The 15,561-nt window shown below is 69.6% G+C and carries 13 protein-coding genes and 1 tRNA gene; 10 read left to right on the forward strand and 4 right to left on the reverse strand.

All coding sequences use genetic code 11. The features are described 5' to 3' along the window. Positions 1–43: 43 nt before the first annotated feature. Positions 44–514: an ArsI/CadI family heavy metal resistance metalloenzyme gene (locus ACFU6I_RS05340; RefSeq protein ID WP_384361836.1), complete on the reverse strand. Its 471-nt coding sequence runs from the start codon at positions 512–514 to the stop codon at positions 44–46. Between the two features lie 79 nt (positions 515–593). Here ACFU6I_RS05340 and ACFU6I_RS05345 point away from each other — a divergent pair, with 79 nt between their 5' ends. The 4 genes from ACFU6I_RS05345 (at position 594) to ACFU6I_RS05360 (ending at position 2,896) form a co-directional block, all read left to right on the forward strand. Beyond that, positions 594–974 (forward strand): ArsR/SmtB family transcription factor, encoded by a 381-nt coding sequence (locus ACFU6I_RS05345; RefSeq protein ID WP_384361839.1) that lies wholly within the window; start codon positions 594–596, stop codon positions 972–974. Further along, positions 971–1,714 (forward strand): aquaporin, encoded by a 744-nt coding sequence (locus ACFU6I_RS05350; RefSeq protein ID WP_384361842.1) that lies wholly within the window; start codon positions 971–973, stop codon positions 1,712–1,714. The genes ACFU6I_RS05345 and ACFU6I_RS05350 overlap by 4 nt, the downstream gene beginning before the upstream one ends. Before the next feature lie 29 nt (positions 1,715–1,743). Beyond that, positions 1,744–2,166 carry an arsenate reductase ArsC gene (locus ACFU6I_RS05355; RefSeq protein ID WP_384361844.1) on the forward strand — a complete coding sequence of 141 codons (423 nt, stop codon included), beginning with the start codon at positions 1,744–1,746 and terminating at the stop codon, positions 2,164–2,166. Between the two features lie 394 nt (positions 2,167–2,560). Beyond that, positions 2,561–2,896 (forward strand): hypothetical protein, encoded by a 336-nt coding sequence (locus ACFU6I_RS05360; protein ID WP_384361846.1) that lies wholly within the window; start codon positions 2,561–2,563, stop codon positions 2,894–2,896. 122 nt (positions 2,897–3,018) lie between these two features. Here ACFU6I_RS05360 and ACFU6I_RS05365 read toward each other — a convergent pair. Continuing rightward, a tRNA-Arg gene (locus ACFU6I_RS05365) sits at positions 3,019–3,091 on the reverse strand. A 318-nt stretch (positions 3,092–3,409) separates the two neighbouring features. On the opposite strand from ACFU6I_RS05365, the gene ACFU6I_RS05370 reads away from it, so the two are divergent. The 4 genes from ACFU6I_RS05370 (at position 3,410) to ACFU6I_RS05385 (ending at position 9,251) form a co-directional block, all read left to right on the forward strand. Then, on the forward strand, positions 3,410–5,062 hold the full coding sequence (locus ACFU6I_RS05370; protein ID WP_384361848.1) for a dynamin family protein: 1,653 nt from the start codon (positions 3,410–3,412) through the stop codon (positions 5,060–5,062). After that, the gene (locus ACFU6I_RS05375) at positions 5,059–7,002 is read left to right on the forward strand and encodes a GTPase (protein WP_384361851.1); all 1,944 of its coding nucleotides are present in this window, start codon (positions 5,059–5,061) and stop codon (positions 7,000–7,002) included. Before ACFU6I_RS05370 ends, ACFU6I_RS05375 begins: the two co-directional genes overlap by 4 nt. Positions 7,003–7,094: 92 nt before the next feature. Further along, positions 7,095–7,592 carry a single-stranded DNA-binding protein gene (locus ACFU6I_RS05380; protein WP_384361854.1) on the forward strand — a complete coding sequence of 166 codons (498 nt, stop codon included), beginning with the start codon at positions 7,095–7,097 and terminating at the stop codon, positions 7,590–7,592. 216 nt (positions 7,593–7,808) lie between these two features. After that, the gene (locus ACFU6I_RS05385) at positions 7,809–9,251 is read left to right on the forward strand and encodes an LAETG motif-containing sortase-dependent surface protein (RefSeq protein WP_384361856.1); all 1,443 of its coding nucleotides are present in this window, start codon (positions 7,809–7,811) and stop codon (positions 9,249–9,251) included. Between the two features lie 318 nt (positions 9,252–9,569). Here the strand turns inward: ACFU6I_RS05385 and ACFU6I_RS05390 are convergent, their stop codons facing one another. Further along, positions 9,570–9,863: a GYD domain-containing protein gene (locus ACFU6I_RS05390; RefSeq protein ID WP_384361859.1), complete on the reverse strand. Its 294-nt coding sequence runs from the start codon at positions 9,861–9,863 to the stop codon at positions 9,570–9,572. Between the two features lie 252 nt (positions 9,864–10,115). Next, the gene (locus ACFU6I_RS05395) at positions 10,116–11,816 is read right to left on the reverse strand and encodes an alkyl sulfatase dimerization domain-containing protein (RefSeq protein ID WP_384361862.1); all 1,701 of its coding nucleotides are present in this window, start codon (positions 11,814–11,816) and stop codon (positions 10,116–10,118) included. A 415-nt stretch (positions 11,817–12,231) separates the two neighbouring features. Between ACFU6I_RS05395 and ACFU6I_RS05400 the strand changes: the two genes are divergently transcribed. Next, positions 12,232–13,503 (forward strand): diacylglycerol/lipid kinase family protein, encoded by a 1,272-nt coding sequence (locus tag ACFU6I_RS05400; protein ID WP_384361865.1) that lies wholly within the window; start codon positions 12,232–12,234, stop codon positions 13,501–13,503. A 390-nt stretch (positions 13,504–13,893) separates the two neighbouring features. Then, on the forward strand, positions 13,894–15,558 hold the full coding sequence (ettA, locus tag ACFU6I_RS05405) for an energy-dependent translational throttle protein EttA (RefSeq protein ID WP_345518181.1): 1,665 nt from the start codon (positions 13,894–13,896) through the stop codon (positions 15,556–15,558). The last annotated feature ends 3 nt before the right edge of the window (positions 15,559–15,561 follow it).

The following is a 15,561-nucleotide window of genomic DNA, read 5'->3' on the forward strand; positions in this document are numbered from 1 at the left end:
CGGGGTGGAGCATTTAAACCTCCAGCCCTTGCAGGCGAAAGGCTCAGCCGCAGCTGCAACTCGCTGCCGTCGCAGTCGTTTCGGTGTTCCGGCTGGTGCAGCAGCCGTCGCCGGTGGTGTCGGGGTCGGCGCTCTTGCCGAGGGTGTCGGCGTCGGCCTTGACCACGTAGACCTCCCAGGGTTCCTTGCCGGGGCCGTGCACCCAGACCTTGTCCTGGAGGGCGTAGCAGCAGGAGGTGTCGTTCTCCTCGAAGGTGGCCAGGCCGGCGTCCTCGAGCCGGGCGGTGGTCGCGTTGACCTTGTCGGTGGACTCGACCTCGACGCCGAGGTGGTCCAGCCGGGTCTCCTTGCCGGGCTCGCCCTCGATGAGTACGAGCTTGAGCGGGGGCTCAGTGATGGCGAAGTTGGCGTAGCCCTCGCGCCGCTTGGCCGGTTCGGTGCCGAACAGCTTCGAGTAGAAGGCGATCGACGCCTCCAGGTCGCTGACCCGCAGGGCGAGCTGAGCACGGGACATGGCAGGGCTCCCATCGGCTTGGATTGATGTCTGTCGATGCAACCTTGCGGCTTGGATCGAAGGGTGTCAATATAGAAGAATGTCGAAGCAAGAGCTTGTGGTGCTCGGACAGAGCGACGAGGCCGGCGCATGCCGCCCCGGGCTGGTGGCCGCACCGCTGGACGAGGACCAGGCGGCGGAGCTGGCGAAGCTGTTCAAGGCGCTGGGCGACCCCGTACGGCTGCGTCTGCTGTCGTTGATCGCCTCGCGGGCGGGCGGTGAGGTCTGCGTGTGTGACCTGACCCCGGCCTTCGACCTGTCTCAGCCGACGATCTCGCATCACCTCAAGCTGCTGCGGCAGGCCGGCCTGATCGACTGCGAGCGCCGGGGTACGTGGGTCTACTACCGGGCGCTGCCGGCCACCCTCGACCGGCTCGCCGCCTTCCTGGAGACATCGCAGACGGCCGAGGCAACCGCATGACCGCGTCGCTGGGACGACGGGCCCTCGCCGAAGCCGTCGGCTCGGCCGCACTGGTCGCAGTGGTCGTCGGCTCCGGCATCCAGGCAACCGAGCTGTCCAGGGACGTCGGCGTGCAACTGCTGGCCAACTCGCTGGCCACCGTCTTCGGGCTCGGCGTGCTCATCGCGCTGCTCGGGCCGGCCTCGGGTGCGCACTTCAATCCTGTCGTCACCCTCGCGGCCTGGTTCACCGGCCGTCGCACCGGGGATGGGCCGGCCGCGCGGGACGTCGCCACATACATCCCGGCCCAGATTGCGGGCGCCATCGCCGGTGCCGTCCTCGCCGACGGCATGTTCGGCAAGCCGCTCGTGCGGTGGTCCACCCATGACCGCTTTGCCGGTCACCTGTGGCTGGGTGAGGTGGTCGCGACCGCCGGACTCATCCTTCTGATCTTCGGACTGGCCCGCACCGACCGGGCCCACCTCAGCGCCGTGGCCGTGGCGTCCTACATCGGATCGGCGTACTGGTTCACGTCCTCCACCTCGTTCGCGAACCCTGCGGTCACCATCGGCCGTGCCTTCACCGACACGTTCGCCGGCATCGCCCCCGTCTCGCTCGGCCCTTTCATCGCGGCCCAGCTGGTCGGTGCCGCGCTCGGGCTGGGGCTGGTGTTCGCGGTGTTCGGACGCCCGGCACCCGCACACATCAGCACCGCACTGCGTCCAGGCGAACCCGAACTCGCCGCTCCGACGATCCCCTGACCAGCCCGCTCCCGAGAGAGACACCCGCCATGAACAACCCTGGTGAACGTACGTCCGTGCTGTTCGTCTGCGTTCACAACGCCGGGCGGTCCCAGATGGCCGCCGCGTTCCTCTCACACCTTGCGGGCGGCCGCGTACAGGTACGTTCCGCCGGTTCCGCGCCCGCCGACACGGTCAACCCGGCCGTCGTCGAAGCGATGGCGGAGGCAGGCATCGACATCTCTGCCGAGGTGCCAAAGGTGCTCACCGTTGAAGCCGTCCAGGTCTCCGACGTGGTCATCACGATGGGCTGCGGCGACACCTGCCCGGTCTTCCCGGGCAAGCGTTACCTCGACTGGGAGCTCCCCGACCCGGCCGGACAGGGTGTCGACGCCGTTCGCCCCATACGTGACGAGATCGAGAAGCGCATCCGCGGGCTGCTCGACGAGATCGCCTCTGTGAGCCAAGCATGAGTGTGCCAGGCGGAGTTCGCATCGTGGCCATGGGCGCCGAGCACGCCGCCGAGGTACTGGTGATCCATCAATTCGGCATCGACGAAGGAAACGCCACGTTCGAAACAGCTGCACCGGGTCGGTAGCAGTTCGATGCCGTCAAGCTGCGCGGACCCCGGTACGTCGCCGTCGGCGAGGCGGGCAAGGTGCGGGGCCGGGTCGCAGCCGTGCCGGTGTCCGACCTGCTTCCACGCCGGCGTGGTCGAGCACTCGGTGTGCGTCCGCCCCGACGCCCGCGGCCGAGCGGCCGGCACCGCGGCGTTGCCCTGGCCTTGCCGGGGATCTTGGTGACCTGTCGGACCGGACCGCGGCTCTCCTCGACCGGATTCGGCGCCGGCCACGCGGAGACGAGCGGTTGCACCCCTTCTTCGCCACGCTGTACTACTGCGGTCCGCGTCCCGAGGAAGCCGTGGCCATGCGGGTGAAGGACGTGGCCTTGCCCGCCCCCCCCGGCGCCGACGACCAGTGGTGTGAGCTGCTGATCCACACGGCGACGCCGGAGATCGGCAAGCAGCGGACGAAGTGGCTCAACGACGGGATGCCGCCAGCCCGGGCGGCGGACCGGGCCGGCAACAGCGTTCCACCCGTGCTGCCGGCCACCTGCGCCCGGTGCGTCGAGGGGCAGCTTCCTGATCTCAAGAGGCGGCTCGAAGCTGCGGGGGATCTCCTCGAGCTGCCGGACGTCGGCTGACTGTTCCGGCCGAAAACGTTCGACACGGTCCGGCGCTTACGCGTTCGCTACAGGGCCCTCGCTACCGTGCCATGGAGCAAAAAGGCCCTCCCGAGGGAGGGCCTGATGTCGCACGGGCTGTGCGCCCCCGGCAGGACTCGAACCTGCGGCCAAGCGCTTAGAAGGCGCCTGCTCTATCCACTGAGCTACGGGGGCCGGGTGGTGGTCTCGGCGGCCTGGAGCCCTGGGGCCGGGCCGGTCCGTGACCTTGCCGGGACAAGGATAGGGCTCCGATCGCCTCGCCCCGGTTGCCTCACCTGCGTGGCACGATGTGTAGGTTCGGTGAAGCGAACCGATAATCGCAGGTAGGCGCGGCTCGCGCATCGCTTTTGACGCCTCGCGCCCCGGGTGTTGTGCACTCGTTATGCCTGCGCCCCACTCGCCCCCTCTGTCCCGACGGCGCAATCGGCGCGCAGAGGGGGCTATACGCTTCAAAAAGGCGCCAAAATTGGGCATTCTTCGCATGTGGTGACCATGGACGTACGGCCTCAGCTCATCGACGCACTTTCCGCCCTGCGCGACCGTGTCGCCGCCGTGCGTCTCCCGCTCCCGCTCCCCGGCGTGACACGCGCCCGGCAGACCAGGGTCGAGCTGCTCGCACAGCTCGACGACTACCTGCTTCCCCGGCTCAAGGATCCCGAAGCGCCCGTGCTCGCGGTCATCGGCGGATCCACCGGCGCCGGGAAGTCGACGCTCGTCAATTCGCTCGTGGGGCGGCGGGTCAGTGAGGCCGGGGTACTGAGGCCGACCACCCGGATCCCCGTCCTTGTCTGCCATCCGGATGACCATCACTGGTTCGCCGGGGGCAGGGTGCTGCCGCAGCTGACCCGGGTCTGGCTGCCGCCGGTGGAGTCCACGGATCCCGGCGTCTGCGACGAGCGCGACGGGCTCGACGACGACACGGAGGAGGACGGGACCACGCTGCGGGTCGAGACCGCCGCGAGTCTGCCGCGTGGGCTCGCACTGCTCGACGCCCCCGACATCGACTCGCTCGTCGTACGGAACCGGGTGCTCGCCGCCGAACTCATCTGTGCCGCCGACGTCTGGGTCATGGTGACCACCGCCTCCCGGTACGCCGACGCGGTGCCGTGGCATCTGCTGCGTACCGCGAAGGAGTACGACGCCTCGCTCGTCACCGTGCTCGACCGGGTACCGCACCAGGTGATCGGCGAGGTCTCGCGGCAGTACGGGGCGCTCCTCGCCAAGGCGGGACTCGGTGAGGTGCCCCGGTTCACCATCCCGGAACTGCCCGAGTCGGCGGGCGGCGGCAGCGGGCTGCTGCCCACTACCGCGGTTGCCCCGCTGCGCGCCTGGCTCAGCCACCGCGTACAGGATGCGGCGGCCCGTCAGCAGTCGGTGGGGCGTACGGCGGTCGGGGTCATCGACTCGCTGGACGTACGGATGCCGGAGCTGGCCGGTGCCGTCGCCGCGCAGCACGCCGCGGCCGTGCGGCTCACCGGCGTGGTCGAGGACGCCTACCAGAAGGAGGGTGAACGGGTCCGGCGGCGGGTGGAGAACGGTGGCGTGCTCTCCGGGGACGCCCGTACCCGATGGCGCGGATACCCGCACTACAGCACGTCCGAGGAACTTCTCGAAGCGCTGGTGGACAGCCTCGCCGCGCTGCTGCAGTGCGCCGTGGCCGCCGCCGACGAACAGATCCGGACCACCTGGCAGCGCGAACCCGCGGCCGGTGTGTTCGGGTTCGGGAACGCGGGCCGGGAAGCCGGGGGATGGGGCCCCGCCGAGGATGTCCGGGGCCGGATCGCCATGGCCGTACGGCGGTGGCGGCGGGTCCTGGAGGAGCTGGCCGAGGAAGAGGTGCGCCGGCTGGACCGCAGCGCCGCACCCGACGCCGAGACGGTGGCCGCGCTCCTGGCCGCCGCGCTGCTCGGCGGCCGTCGTGCCCGCAGCGCCGGGGAGCAGCTCGCCGAACGCCTCGGAGCCCAGGGCGCGCTGCGGCTGCGCGACAAGGGCGGGGCGCTGCTGACCAGTTACCTCGACCGGGTGCTGGGCAGCGAGCGCGACCGGCGGCTGGCGCCGCTCGACGCGCTCGACGTGGCCCCGGAGCCGCAGGCCGAACTGATTGCCGCGCTGTCCGTACTGCAGAAGGAGAGGTGGCAGCGTTGACTGCCGTCACTGACCAGGATCACGGCCAGGAACAGGGCGAGGAACAGGGCGAGGCCGGTGGCGTCGTCGTATGCCAGGACCGGCACGTCCCCGCGTCCGACGGCCGGTGGGACGACGGGCTCATCGCCCGGCGCGCAGCGGTCCTCGCCAAGGAACCCGAGGACGCCGAGGCCGCCCCCGACGACGACGCACGTCCCCAGGTCGAGGCGTACGTACGCGCCGGCGGCCTGCTCCGGCCGCGGCTCGACGCGCTGCGCGAACTCGTCGGGCTGTCCCGGGCCCGCCTCGACGCGACCATGCTCGCCGAGGCGGGGCGCGTACTCGACGAGGCCGCCGCACGGCAGCGGCTCTCCTCACGACACACCGTCGTCGCCATCGCCGGGGCGTCCGGCAGCGGCAAGTCGATGCTCTTCAACTCCCTGGCGGGCGCACAGATCTCCGAGACGGGGCTGCGTCGGCCGACCACCGCCGCGCCCCTGGCCTGCTCCTGGACCGATGGCGCCGCTGGACTGCTGGACCGGCTGGCCATTCCGGGACGGCTCAGGCGCAGGCCGCAGCAGGGCGGTACCGAGGCGGACGAGGCGCTCCAGGGGCTTGTCCTCGTCGATCTGCCCGACCACGACTCGGCAGCGGCCGGTCACCGCGAGCAGGTCGACCGGGTGCTGGCACTGGTGGACGCGGTGATCTGGGTCGTCGATCCCGAGAAGTACGCGGACGCCGCCCTGCACGAGTGCTATCTGCGACCACTGGCCGGTCACGCGGAGGTCACGTTCGTCGTCCTCAACCAGGTGGACCGGCTGCCCGGTGACGCCGCCGACCAGGTCCTCGACGATCTGCGCAGGCTCCTCGACGAGGACGGCATGGCGCTCGGCGAACACGGCGAACCGGGCGCCACCGTCCTGTCGCTGTCCGCGCTCACCGGCGAAGGTGTCGGTGAACTGCGTGAACTGCTCGGCCGGTTCGTGCAGGAGCGCACCGCAGCGGCGCGTCGGCTCTCGGCCGATGTGGACGCCGCGGCGGCGAAGCTGCGTCCGGAGTACGTCGCCGAGGGGCGGGCGGGACTCGGGGAACGGGCCCGCGAGGAGTTCGCGGACCGGCTGGGGGAGGCTGTGGGCGCGGCCGCGGCCGGCCAGGCCGCCGAACGTGAGTGGCGCAGGAACGCCGGACGGGCCTGCGGGACGCCGTGGCTGCGGCTGTGGCGGTGGTACGAGTCCACTCGGCGGCCGGGAAGTCCGGACCGGGCGGCGGCAATGCCCGCACCGCCGGAGGAGCAGCTCACCTCCCGGCAACGCGTCGAGCAGGCGGTACGGACGGTGGCGGACGCCGCCGCGGACGGACTGCCGGGTCCCTGGGCGCAGGCGGTCCGAGAAGCCGCGGTGCACGGGGCGACGGGGCTGCCGGAGGCGCTGGACGAGCTGGCCGAGAAGGCCGGAACGGTGGGGTACGGGCGGGCCAGGGGCGCAGGCGACGACGCGGGGCGCGGTACTGAGGGCGCAGTCGGCGGTGGGGGTGTGGTCGCCACCGGTGTGACCGGTGCCTCGGGTGTGGCGCACAGCGGGCGGGTGGGAGGCAAGCCGCCGAGGCCCGCATGGTGGCCCGCCGCCGTGCTGGCACAGGCGTCCATGACGCTGCTGCAGATCTTCGGCGGGCTCTGGCTGGTCGGCCAGATCATCGGCGTCATCGAACCGGGACTGCTCACGCCCGCGCTGGTGATGCTGGCGGGCGTGATCGGCGGGCCACTGGTCGAATGGTCGTGTGCGGCGGCAGCCCGGGGACCCGCCCGGCGGTACGGGCAGGAGGCCGAGCGGCGCCTGCGCCAGGCGGCGGCGGCCGTCGGCCGGGCGAGGGTGCTCGATCCGGTGGCGGCCGAACTGGTGCGGTACCGGGAGGTGCGCGAGCGGTACGTGACGGTGACGAAGATTTCCACAACCGGTCGGTAGTACACAGCCCTCAGCAGGATCCCCGCCTCCCCTTCAGCATGAGATCAGTGACCGCGCGGCAGCGGTCACGGAGCCGAAGGGGAGGCGGAGGCATGAACGAGACCGTGGTGACACTGGTGGGCAATGCGGCGACCGGGGTGGAGTTCCGGGAAACCGCGACCGGGGGAATGGCGCGATTCCGGTTCGCCGTGACGGCCCGCCGCTGGGACCGGGAGCAACAGCTCTGGACGGACGGGCACACCAGCTTCTACACCGTGTGGGCGTGGCGCACACTGGCGGCGAATCTCGCGGGCTCGGTCTCCGTCGGAGAACCGCTGCTCGTGCACGGCCGGTTGAAGGTGCGTGAGGAGGAACGGGGCGGACAGCGGCGGACGTTCGTGGACATCGAGGCGGTGGCGGTCGGACACGATCTGACACGGGGAACCGCGGCCTTCCGGCGGGTGCTGCGGGGTGACCCGACGCTGACGGCCCGGCCGGGCAGGAGGGACGCGGCAGTCGTAGCGGGTGAGGCGGCGGGGACGCCTGCGCAGGCACCGACGGGGGTGATGATGCGTCAAGAGTCGTTCCCTGAGCTGGCGTCGGCGCCGTGACCCCGCCCGGAGGCGGGCCGAACGGGGGTCGGCAGGTCGCAAACAGTTCCGGCGATAACGATTCTGATTCGGAATGGTTGTACGACGGTATGACGAAGGACTGGGCTTCGTCGCTTCCTTAGGATTCCCCAGTACTCACGCGGCACTTGAGTCGACTGGCGGGGCAATCCCCACACGCGCATCAGGCGCGGAAGGCCCTGCCCGGAGGGGACATCTGTGTTTTCTGCTTCTTCAGCGACCTTTTCATCGTCCAACGCGGGGGCGAACCCGCCACGGGGCCGGGGCATTGCCCGGCTGGCCGCATCGGTGGTGGCATCGGGACTCGTCATAGCCGGGGCCCTCGTCGGCGCGGGCACTGCGTCCGCCGACGAGGCACCGCAGCACCAGGGCGGTGCCACCGCAGTCCTGGACGGGTTGAAGACCTTCGACCGGGCTGTGCTCACCACGGACGGGAAGAAGCAGGAGCTGCCCGCCGGGCTGTTCGAGATGACCGTCGACGGCGGCGGCAAGCTCAAGACGTACTGCATCGACATCCACAACCCCACCCAGGACCAGGCGAAGTACCTGGAGACCCCCTGGAACCAGACGTCGCTCGGCGCCAACAAGAACGCGGGCCGGATCCGCTGGATCCTGGAGCACTCCTACCCGCAGATCGACGACCTCGCGGCGCTCGCCGAGCAGGCCGGCACCGGGCCGCTCACCGAGCGGACCGCGGCGGCGGGCACCCAGGTCGCCATCTGGCGTTACTCGGACAACGCCGATGTCGAGGCCGGAGACAAGCAGGCCGAGAAGCTTGCCGACTGGCTGGGCGAGAACGCCGAGGACGTCGCCGAGCCCAAGGCGTCCCTCGCCCTGGACCCGGCCGCGGTCTCCGGCCGGTCCGGTGAGCGGCTCGGGCCGGTCACCGTCCACACCAACGCAGGCCAGGTCTCGGTGACCCCGCCCGCCGACTCCGCCAGCGGCGTCAAGGTCACCGACAAGAGCGGCAAGCCCGTCACCGCCGCCGCCAACGGCGCCGAGCTGTACTTCGACGTCCCGACGGGTGCCGCCGACGGCACCGCCTCGCTGACCGTCCAGGCCACCACCTCGGTGCCGGTCGGCCGGGCCTTCGCCGGAGTGACCAAGAGCCAGACGCAGATCCTGGCCGGCTCCAGCGAGTCCACGGTCTCCGCGACCGCCACCGCGACCTGGGCCAAGAAGGGCGCGATCCCCGCGGTCACCGCGAAGAAGAACTGCGCCAAGGGTGGCGTGGACGTCACCGCGAGCAACGAGGGCGACGAGGCATTCACCTTCGAGCTGGCCGGCATCAAGCACACCGTCGAGGCCGGCGCGTCGGAGACGGTGACCGTCCCGGTCGCCGAGGACCAGGCGTACGACTTCACGATCACCGGACCGAACGGGTTCACCAAGACGTTCAAGGGTGTCCTGGACTGCAAGACCAGCGGCAGCTCCACCGGCGGCACCGACACCCAGACCGTCGACCAGCCCGCCCCGGCCTCCGCGGGCGGCAGCTCGGCCGGGACCGGGGGCGACCTCGCCGAGACCGGTGGCTCGAGCGCCACTCCGGTCATCGCGGGCATCGCCATCGCCCTGGTCGTCGTCGGTGGCGGCGCGGTCTTCCTCCTCCGGAAGCGGAAGACGCAGACCGCCGCGGAGTAAACACTGAGTGATGCATCGGGGCCACACCGTCACGATGCGCTGATGGCAGCCCCGGTACGCCCACGCGTACCGGGGCTGTCGCGTACCGGAGGGCGTCCATGGCATGGGGCGTACCGTCGGGCGGACGGGTGAGCCGATGCCGACCTTCGGTCCGGTCGGCGTCAGCCAGGGCGGGGTCACACGTCAACGGGCGGGAAGGGCCTCATTGTTCGGTCAGCGTCGCCGACACACCGCATCCGACGGACAGCACGCATACGTGCAGGCCGGGCCTGCTGAGCTGGCTCGCCGGACGCCACCGCTCGCAGTGTGCGGAGCTCTTCAGCCGGCCTTGGCGATGATGCGAACCATCTCCTCCTGGCCGAAAGCCCGCAGAGTCGTGGTACGGACGTTGCCCACTCCGCCGAGCTGCAGGAGTGTCGCGGTGGCGGTTTCGTCGTCGGGCGCCTCGACGACGGCCACGAGGTCGTATGGGCCGACGGTCCAGTAGATACTCAAAAGCTTCGCGCCGAGCTTCTGTGCCCCTGCGGCGAAGGCCTCGGCGCGTTCGGCAGTGTCCTTATAGTTTCGGACCCCTTGATCGGTCCAGTTCAGCAACGCGACATACGTCGCCATCTTCTTTCACCTCCACGAGGAAACACATCGTGAGGACAATCCTCGACATCACGACTGAAGCCTGCGCGAGGTACGCACCTGAACGAGCTAATACGGGCGATCACAGGCGGTTGATCACGGTGGCCGGAACGTGCGAGAGCCGCTTTGAATTACCACCGGATCGCAAAGGCTGCACCGCTCGTTCCAGATCCTGGCGCGGCCATGCGGGATGCTGCGCGCGACCGTCGAATGACTCAGTGACGCGCTCCCGCGTCACCGCACGTGGAGCTGCACCCGTGGCGGGGTCAGGTCGAAGCACGCGAGGAACCTCGCGAGGACCTCGGGCTCACCCGCGACCTCGACCGCGTCATCCTGCTGCAGCGTGTCCCAGGTCGTGCTCCCCGAGGCCAGCGCGAGGAACCGGTCCTTCGGGAGACTCAGAGTCGCGTCGGGGTCATCCGCGGTCTTGTCGACCCGGAGCACGCTGTGGCGGAGCTCCAGCCGGGCGCGTTCACCACTGTCGCCGAGCACCACGTCGACGACGAGACGCTGCTCCCCGGCGCGGCTCGGTACGACGTTGTAGCGGAAGGAATCGAGAAGCCCGAGAAGCGGTGTCGAGGACGACGTGAGCGTCTTGCGGGCGAGACCGCTGACGACCGCGGGATCGAAGGCGCCTTCGAGCTCCAGCGCGCCGGTGAGGTAGAAGTTGCGGCGCGGTGCGTTCTGCTCGGCGTAGCCGAGGAGGCGCAGACCCGCGGCCTTGAGCCGGCGAGCCTCGCGGTCCTCGGTGTCGACGCTGACGCACAGGCCGGCCAGCTCTGCGCACCACTGGCCGTCGCCGTCGTCGAGCGCTGCTCGTGCCGCCTCGATGACCCGGTCTCGACCACCCATCAGCGCTACCGTCCGACTGGCCCGTTCGGCGCGCGGCAGCGGCGCCAACTCGATGGCGTCACCGCCGAACCATCCCAGGTAGCCGGTCATCTGCGCCGCAGCGTTGTTGGCGACACTGCCGTACATCTCCCGGGTGAACGGTTCGAGGTCCAGATGGCCGGGCAACTCGACGAGACCCGTCCGGAGCTCCTCGGCTGTGGCGCCGCGCAGGATGTGCCGCACCGCTTGGTCGTGGTTGTACTGGATCGCGTCCTGGTAGACGCCCAGGACCTGCTCGATCTGCTCGCGCCCTTCCAGCGGCGGCATGTGGCACCCCAGGAGCAGGTCGACATCCCGGGCCAGCACCTTCTCGCTCGCCGCTGCCCAGCGCATCGCGTCCCGGAACTTGGCGCCGCGGAGGGTGTAGAGGTTGGGAAGCGAGATGTAGACCTCGTCCGCGATCAGCGCCGTGCGGTAGTCCGGCAGATACATGCCGATCTCGCTGGCAGCCTCCCCGCCGGTGAGGAACAGGGTGAACCGGACGCCGGCGATGTCGAAGTCGGTCTCGCTGTCGATGAGCGTGGTCGGCTCGATGAAGGTTCCCACGCTCCCGCCGATGAACCGACCACCGAGCCCGGTGTACGGGAGATCTTCGGGTGGGAGCAGGGCGCCGGACATATAGGCAACGCGGATGCCCATGATGGGCCCCACGACCCGATTCTCGTCGGCGTACTCGCGAGGGAAGCTCGACCACGCGATGATCTCGACCTCGCCGCCGGCCACTGCTTCGGGGGACACGATCGCGTCGGTTCCCTGGCAGTGATCCGCATGGTGGTGGGAGTACACGACGGCCCGCACCGGCTTGTCCGAGAGCCGCGCGATCTCGGCAGCGATGAGCTCTCCTTGCTCCCGGCAGATTCCCGTGTCGTAGACGACCAACCCGTCGTCGCCTTCGATGACGATGCTGCTCACCGACCACCCGCCCAGGTTCTCCAGCACCCAGATCGGCCGACCCTTGATCTTGGTCACCCGACCGGTCGTGTATCGCTCACGATGCTCGCGGTAGTAGGCGGGGAAAGAACGCTCGACCTTGGGCTGCGACACCGCGTCACCTCGACTCGCTGAGCGGAATACACGGGGCTTACCGTTGAGATCGTATTCAGCCGCCCTGGAGGCGCACGCAGCCACGCCGTGGGGTTGGGTAGACCCCCTAAGGGCTGTCCATCAAGATCCGGGCCAGTCACGGACCACCCCCGGCGTCGGGGGCCATGGAGGGACATCGCCGCAGGCCGAGCGGCGTTGCGGGCGCAGTCGTCAAAGCAGCACCCCTTCCCCCTTCCCGCCCTTCCGACCTGCAAGAAACGCCGGCTCACCCGCGCGAACAGGACAAGGGGGTGTTCTTCGTCGAGTCGGATTGGGTGAGGTGCCGGAGCCGTCGGCATGCGACGCTAGGACTATGACGTCTGCAGCGATCGCGCGGGGTACGTCCGCCCAGCGGTGGCTAGCGAGGCTCAGCTTCGTGCTGGCAGGCCTGGCTATCGTGATCCTGGTCGTCTTCGCCGAGCTGAAGAGCCTGGCCATGTTCGCCGTTGGCCTGACTGCCGCGGTCGTGAGCGTGGCGGCAGCGTACTTCTTCCTCTCCCGACGAGGCGTCGTGCGGTGGCTGTCGCTTGGGGTCTTCGTCCTGGTGCCGATCGCGGTGGTCGTCATTTTCGCGGTCAGCGGCGTGCTGTGGGTGGCCATCGTGTCGGCGGGAGTCTGGCTCTACGCGGGCGTGACCGCGCACCAGGCGCTGAAGGGAGACCAGCCGGACTGGCGCATGCCCGAGTATCCGGTGCAGCCACCGGCCCGGCATCCGTATCTGATCATGAACCCGAAGGCGGGCGGCGGGAAGGTCGAGAAGTTCGACCTCAAGCGCAAGGCCGAAGCCCTTGGCGCCGAGGTGTTCGTCCTGGACGGGTCGACCGACGTGGCCGCGGTAGCCCGGCAGGCGGTGGCCAACGGCGCTGACCTGCTGGGGGTGGCCGGCGGTGACGGCACCCAGGCACTGGTAGCGGGTATCGCTGCCGAGCACGACCTACCGTTCTTGGTGATCAGCGCGGGCACCCGCAATCACTTCGCCCTGGACCTGGGGCTGAACCGGGAGGACCCGACCGCCTGCCTCGGCGCCCTGGCCGACGGTGTGGAGTTGCGGGTCGACCTGGGGTTGATCAACGGGCAGCCGTTCGTCAACAACGCCTCCTTCGGTGCCTACGCCCAGGTCGTGGAGAGCCCGGCCTACCGTGGCGACAAGATCGGCACGACGCTGAACCTGCTCCCGGACCTGCTGCAAGGTCACGGCGGAGCGCGGCTGACAGCACAAGTGGACGGCACAGAGATCGAGGCGCCGCAGGCGCTGCTGGTGTCCAACAATCCGTACCGAACCGATGACATCGCCGGCCTCGGCCGCCGTGCACGGCTGGATGGAGGCGTGCTCGGCGTGATCGGTGTCAGGGTGCATACCGCCGGTCAGGCCATCGACCTGCTCCGCGGCAGCAGCGCCGAGGGGGTCACCGAGCTGACCACGCAACAGATCGAGATCACCGCCGATGCGGCGCAGATTCCGGTCGGCGTCGACGGCGAGGCGGTGACAATGTCGACGCCGGTGACCTCCACGACCTGGCCGGGTGCGCTGCGTGTTCAGGTGCCACGTGGCCGCCCGGGCATCCCAGAGCCGGAACCTCCGACGAACTGGGCCAGGCTGCGGCACTTGGCCAGCGGTCGTCGCGAGGCCGCTGAGGTCATGAGGTGAAAACCGTTCTCCAGCGTGTGATCAGCCTTGCCGACGCGGCCGGCCGAAGCCGGTGTGTCTGTTCTTCACGGCCGACCCGGGGGACGGCATCCACCTCATCCACTGGGGGCCCTCCTCGCACCCGACCGCACCTTCACCTGGCTCCACGGTGAACAGCTGCGGGTGGCGTGCCCAGCCTCTCGAGTGAGCAGCCCCGATGCCGGGCCGTCTCTGGGTCGTGCGAGGTCGGCCGAGGCCGGCCGGCGACGGCCGACACTGACAGCCGAGTCATCGCCGCTTACAGTGAAACCCCAGGTCAGAGCCACCGAGCCATACGCGTTTCCCCCTAGGGCTAGCGGTCGGGCAAGATGGGGTGTATCTGCCCACACATCGATAGCCGGACGGTTTCTCTTGGCTGAGTACATCTACACCATGCGCAAGACGCGCAAAGCGCACGGCGACAAGGTGATCCTCGATGACGTCACCCTGAACTTCCTGCCCGGCGCGAAGATCGGTGTCGTGGGCCCCAACGGCGCCGGTAAGTCCACGGTGCTGAAGATCATGGCGGGCCTGGAGCAGCCGTCCAACGGCGACGCGTTCCTGTCGCCCGGCTTCAGCGTCGGCATCCTCATGCAGGAGCCGCTGCTCGACGAGTCGAAGACCGTGCTGGAGAACGTCCAGGACGGCGCCGCCGAGATCATGGGCAAGCTCACGCGCTTCAACGAGGTCGCCGAGCTCATGGCGACGGACTACTCGGACGCGCTGATGGAGGAGATGGGCAAGCTCCAGGAGGACCTGGACCACGCCAACGCGTGGGACCTGGACGCCCAGCTGGAGCAGGCCATGGACGCCCTGGGCTGCCCGCCCGGCGACTGGCCGGTCGTCAACCTCTCCGGTGGCGAGAAGCGTCGCGTCGCGCTCTGCAAGCTGCTGATCGAGGCCCCGGACCTGCTTCTCCTCGACGAGCCCACCAACCACCTCGACGCCGAGTCGGTGAACTGGCTGGAGCAGCACCTCTCGAAGTACACGGGCGCCGTCGTCGCCGTGACGCACGACCGGTACTTCCTGAACAACGTCGCCGAGTGGATCCTCGAGCTGGACCGCGGCCGCGCGCTCCCGTACGAGGGCAACTACTCCACGTACCTCGACAAGAAGGCCGCTCGCCTCAAGGTCGAGGGCCGCAAGGACGAGAAGCGCGCCAAGCGGCTCAAGGAAGAGCTGGAGTGGGTCCGCTCCAACGCCAAGGGCCGGCAGACGAAGTCCAAGGCGCGTCTCGCCCGGTACGAGGAGATGGCGGCCGAGGCGGACAAGATGCGGAAGCTGGACTTCGAGGAGATCCAGATTCCGCCGGGCCCGCGGCTCGGTTCCATCGTCGTCGAGGTCGAGAACCTCTCGAAGGCCTTCGGCGAGAAGGTCCTCATCGACGACCTGTCGTTCACGCTGCCGCGCAACGGCATCGTCGGCGTCATCGGTCCGAACGGTGCGGGCAAGACCACGCTGTTCAAGATGATCCAGGGCCTGGAGACGCCGGACTCCGGTGGCATCAAGGTCGGCGAGACCGTCAAGATCTCCTACGTCGACCAGAGCCGCGCCAACATCGACCCCAAGAAGACCCTCTGGGCGGTCGTGTCGGACGAGCTCGACTACATCAACGTCGGCCAGGTCGAGATGCCGTCGCGGGCGTACGTCTCCGCGTTCGGCTTCAAGGGCCCGGACCAGCAGAAGCCAGCCGGTGTGCTCTCCGGTGGTGAGCGCAACCGCCTCAACCTGGCGCTGACGCTCAAGGAGGGCGGCAACCTGCTGCTCCTCGACGAGCCCACCAACGACCTCGACGTCGAGACCCTGTCCTCGCTCGAGAACGCGCTCCTGGAGTTCCCGGGTGCGGCCGTGGTCATCTCCCACGACCGCTGGTTCCTGGACCGCGTCGCCACGCACATCCTGGCGTACGAGGGCGACTCCAAGTGGTACTGGTTCGAGGGCAACTTCGAGTCGTACGAGAAGAACAAGGTCGAGCGCCTCGGCGCGGACGCGGCCCGTCCGCACCGCGCCACGTACAAGAAGCTCACGCGAGGCTGATCG

This window comes from Streptomyces sp. NPDC057486, assembly GCF_042802415.1.
GTDB lineage: Bacteria > Actinomycetota > Actinomycetes > Streptomycetales > Streptomycetaceae > Streptomyces > Streptomyces yanii.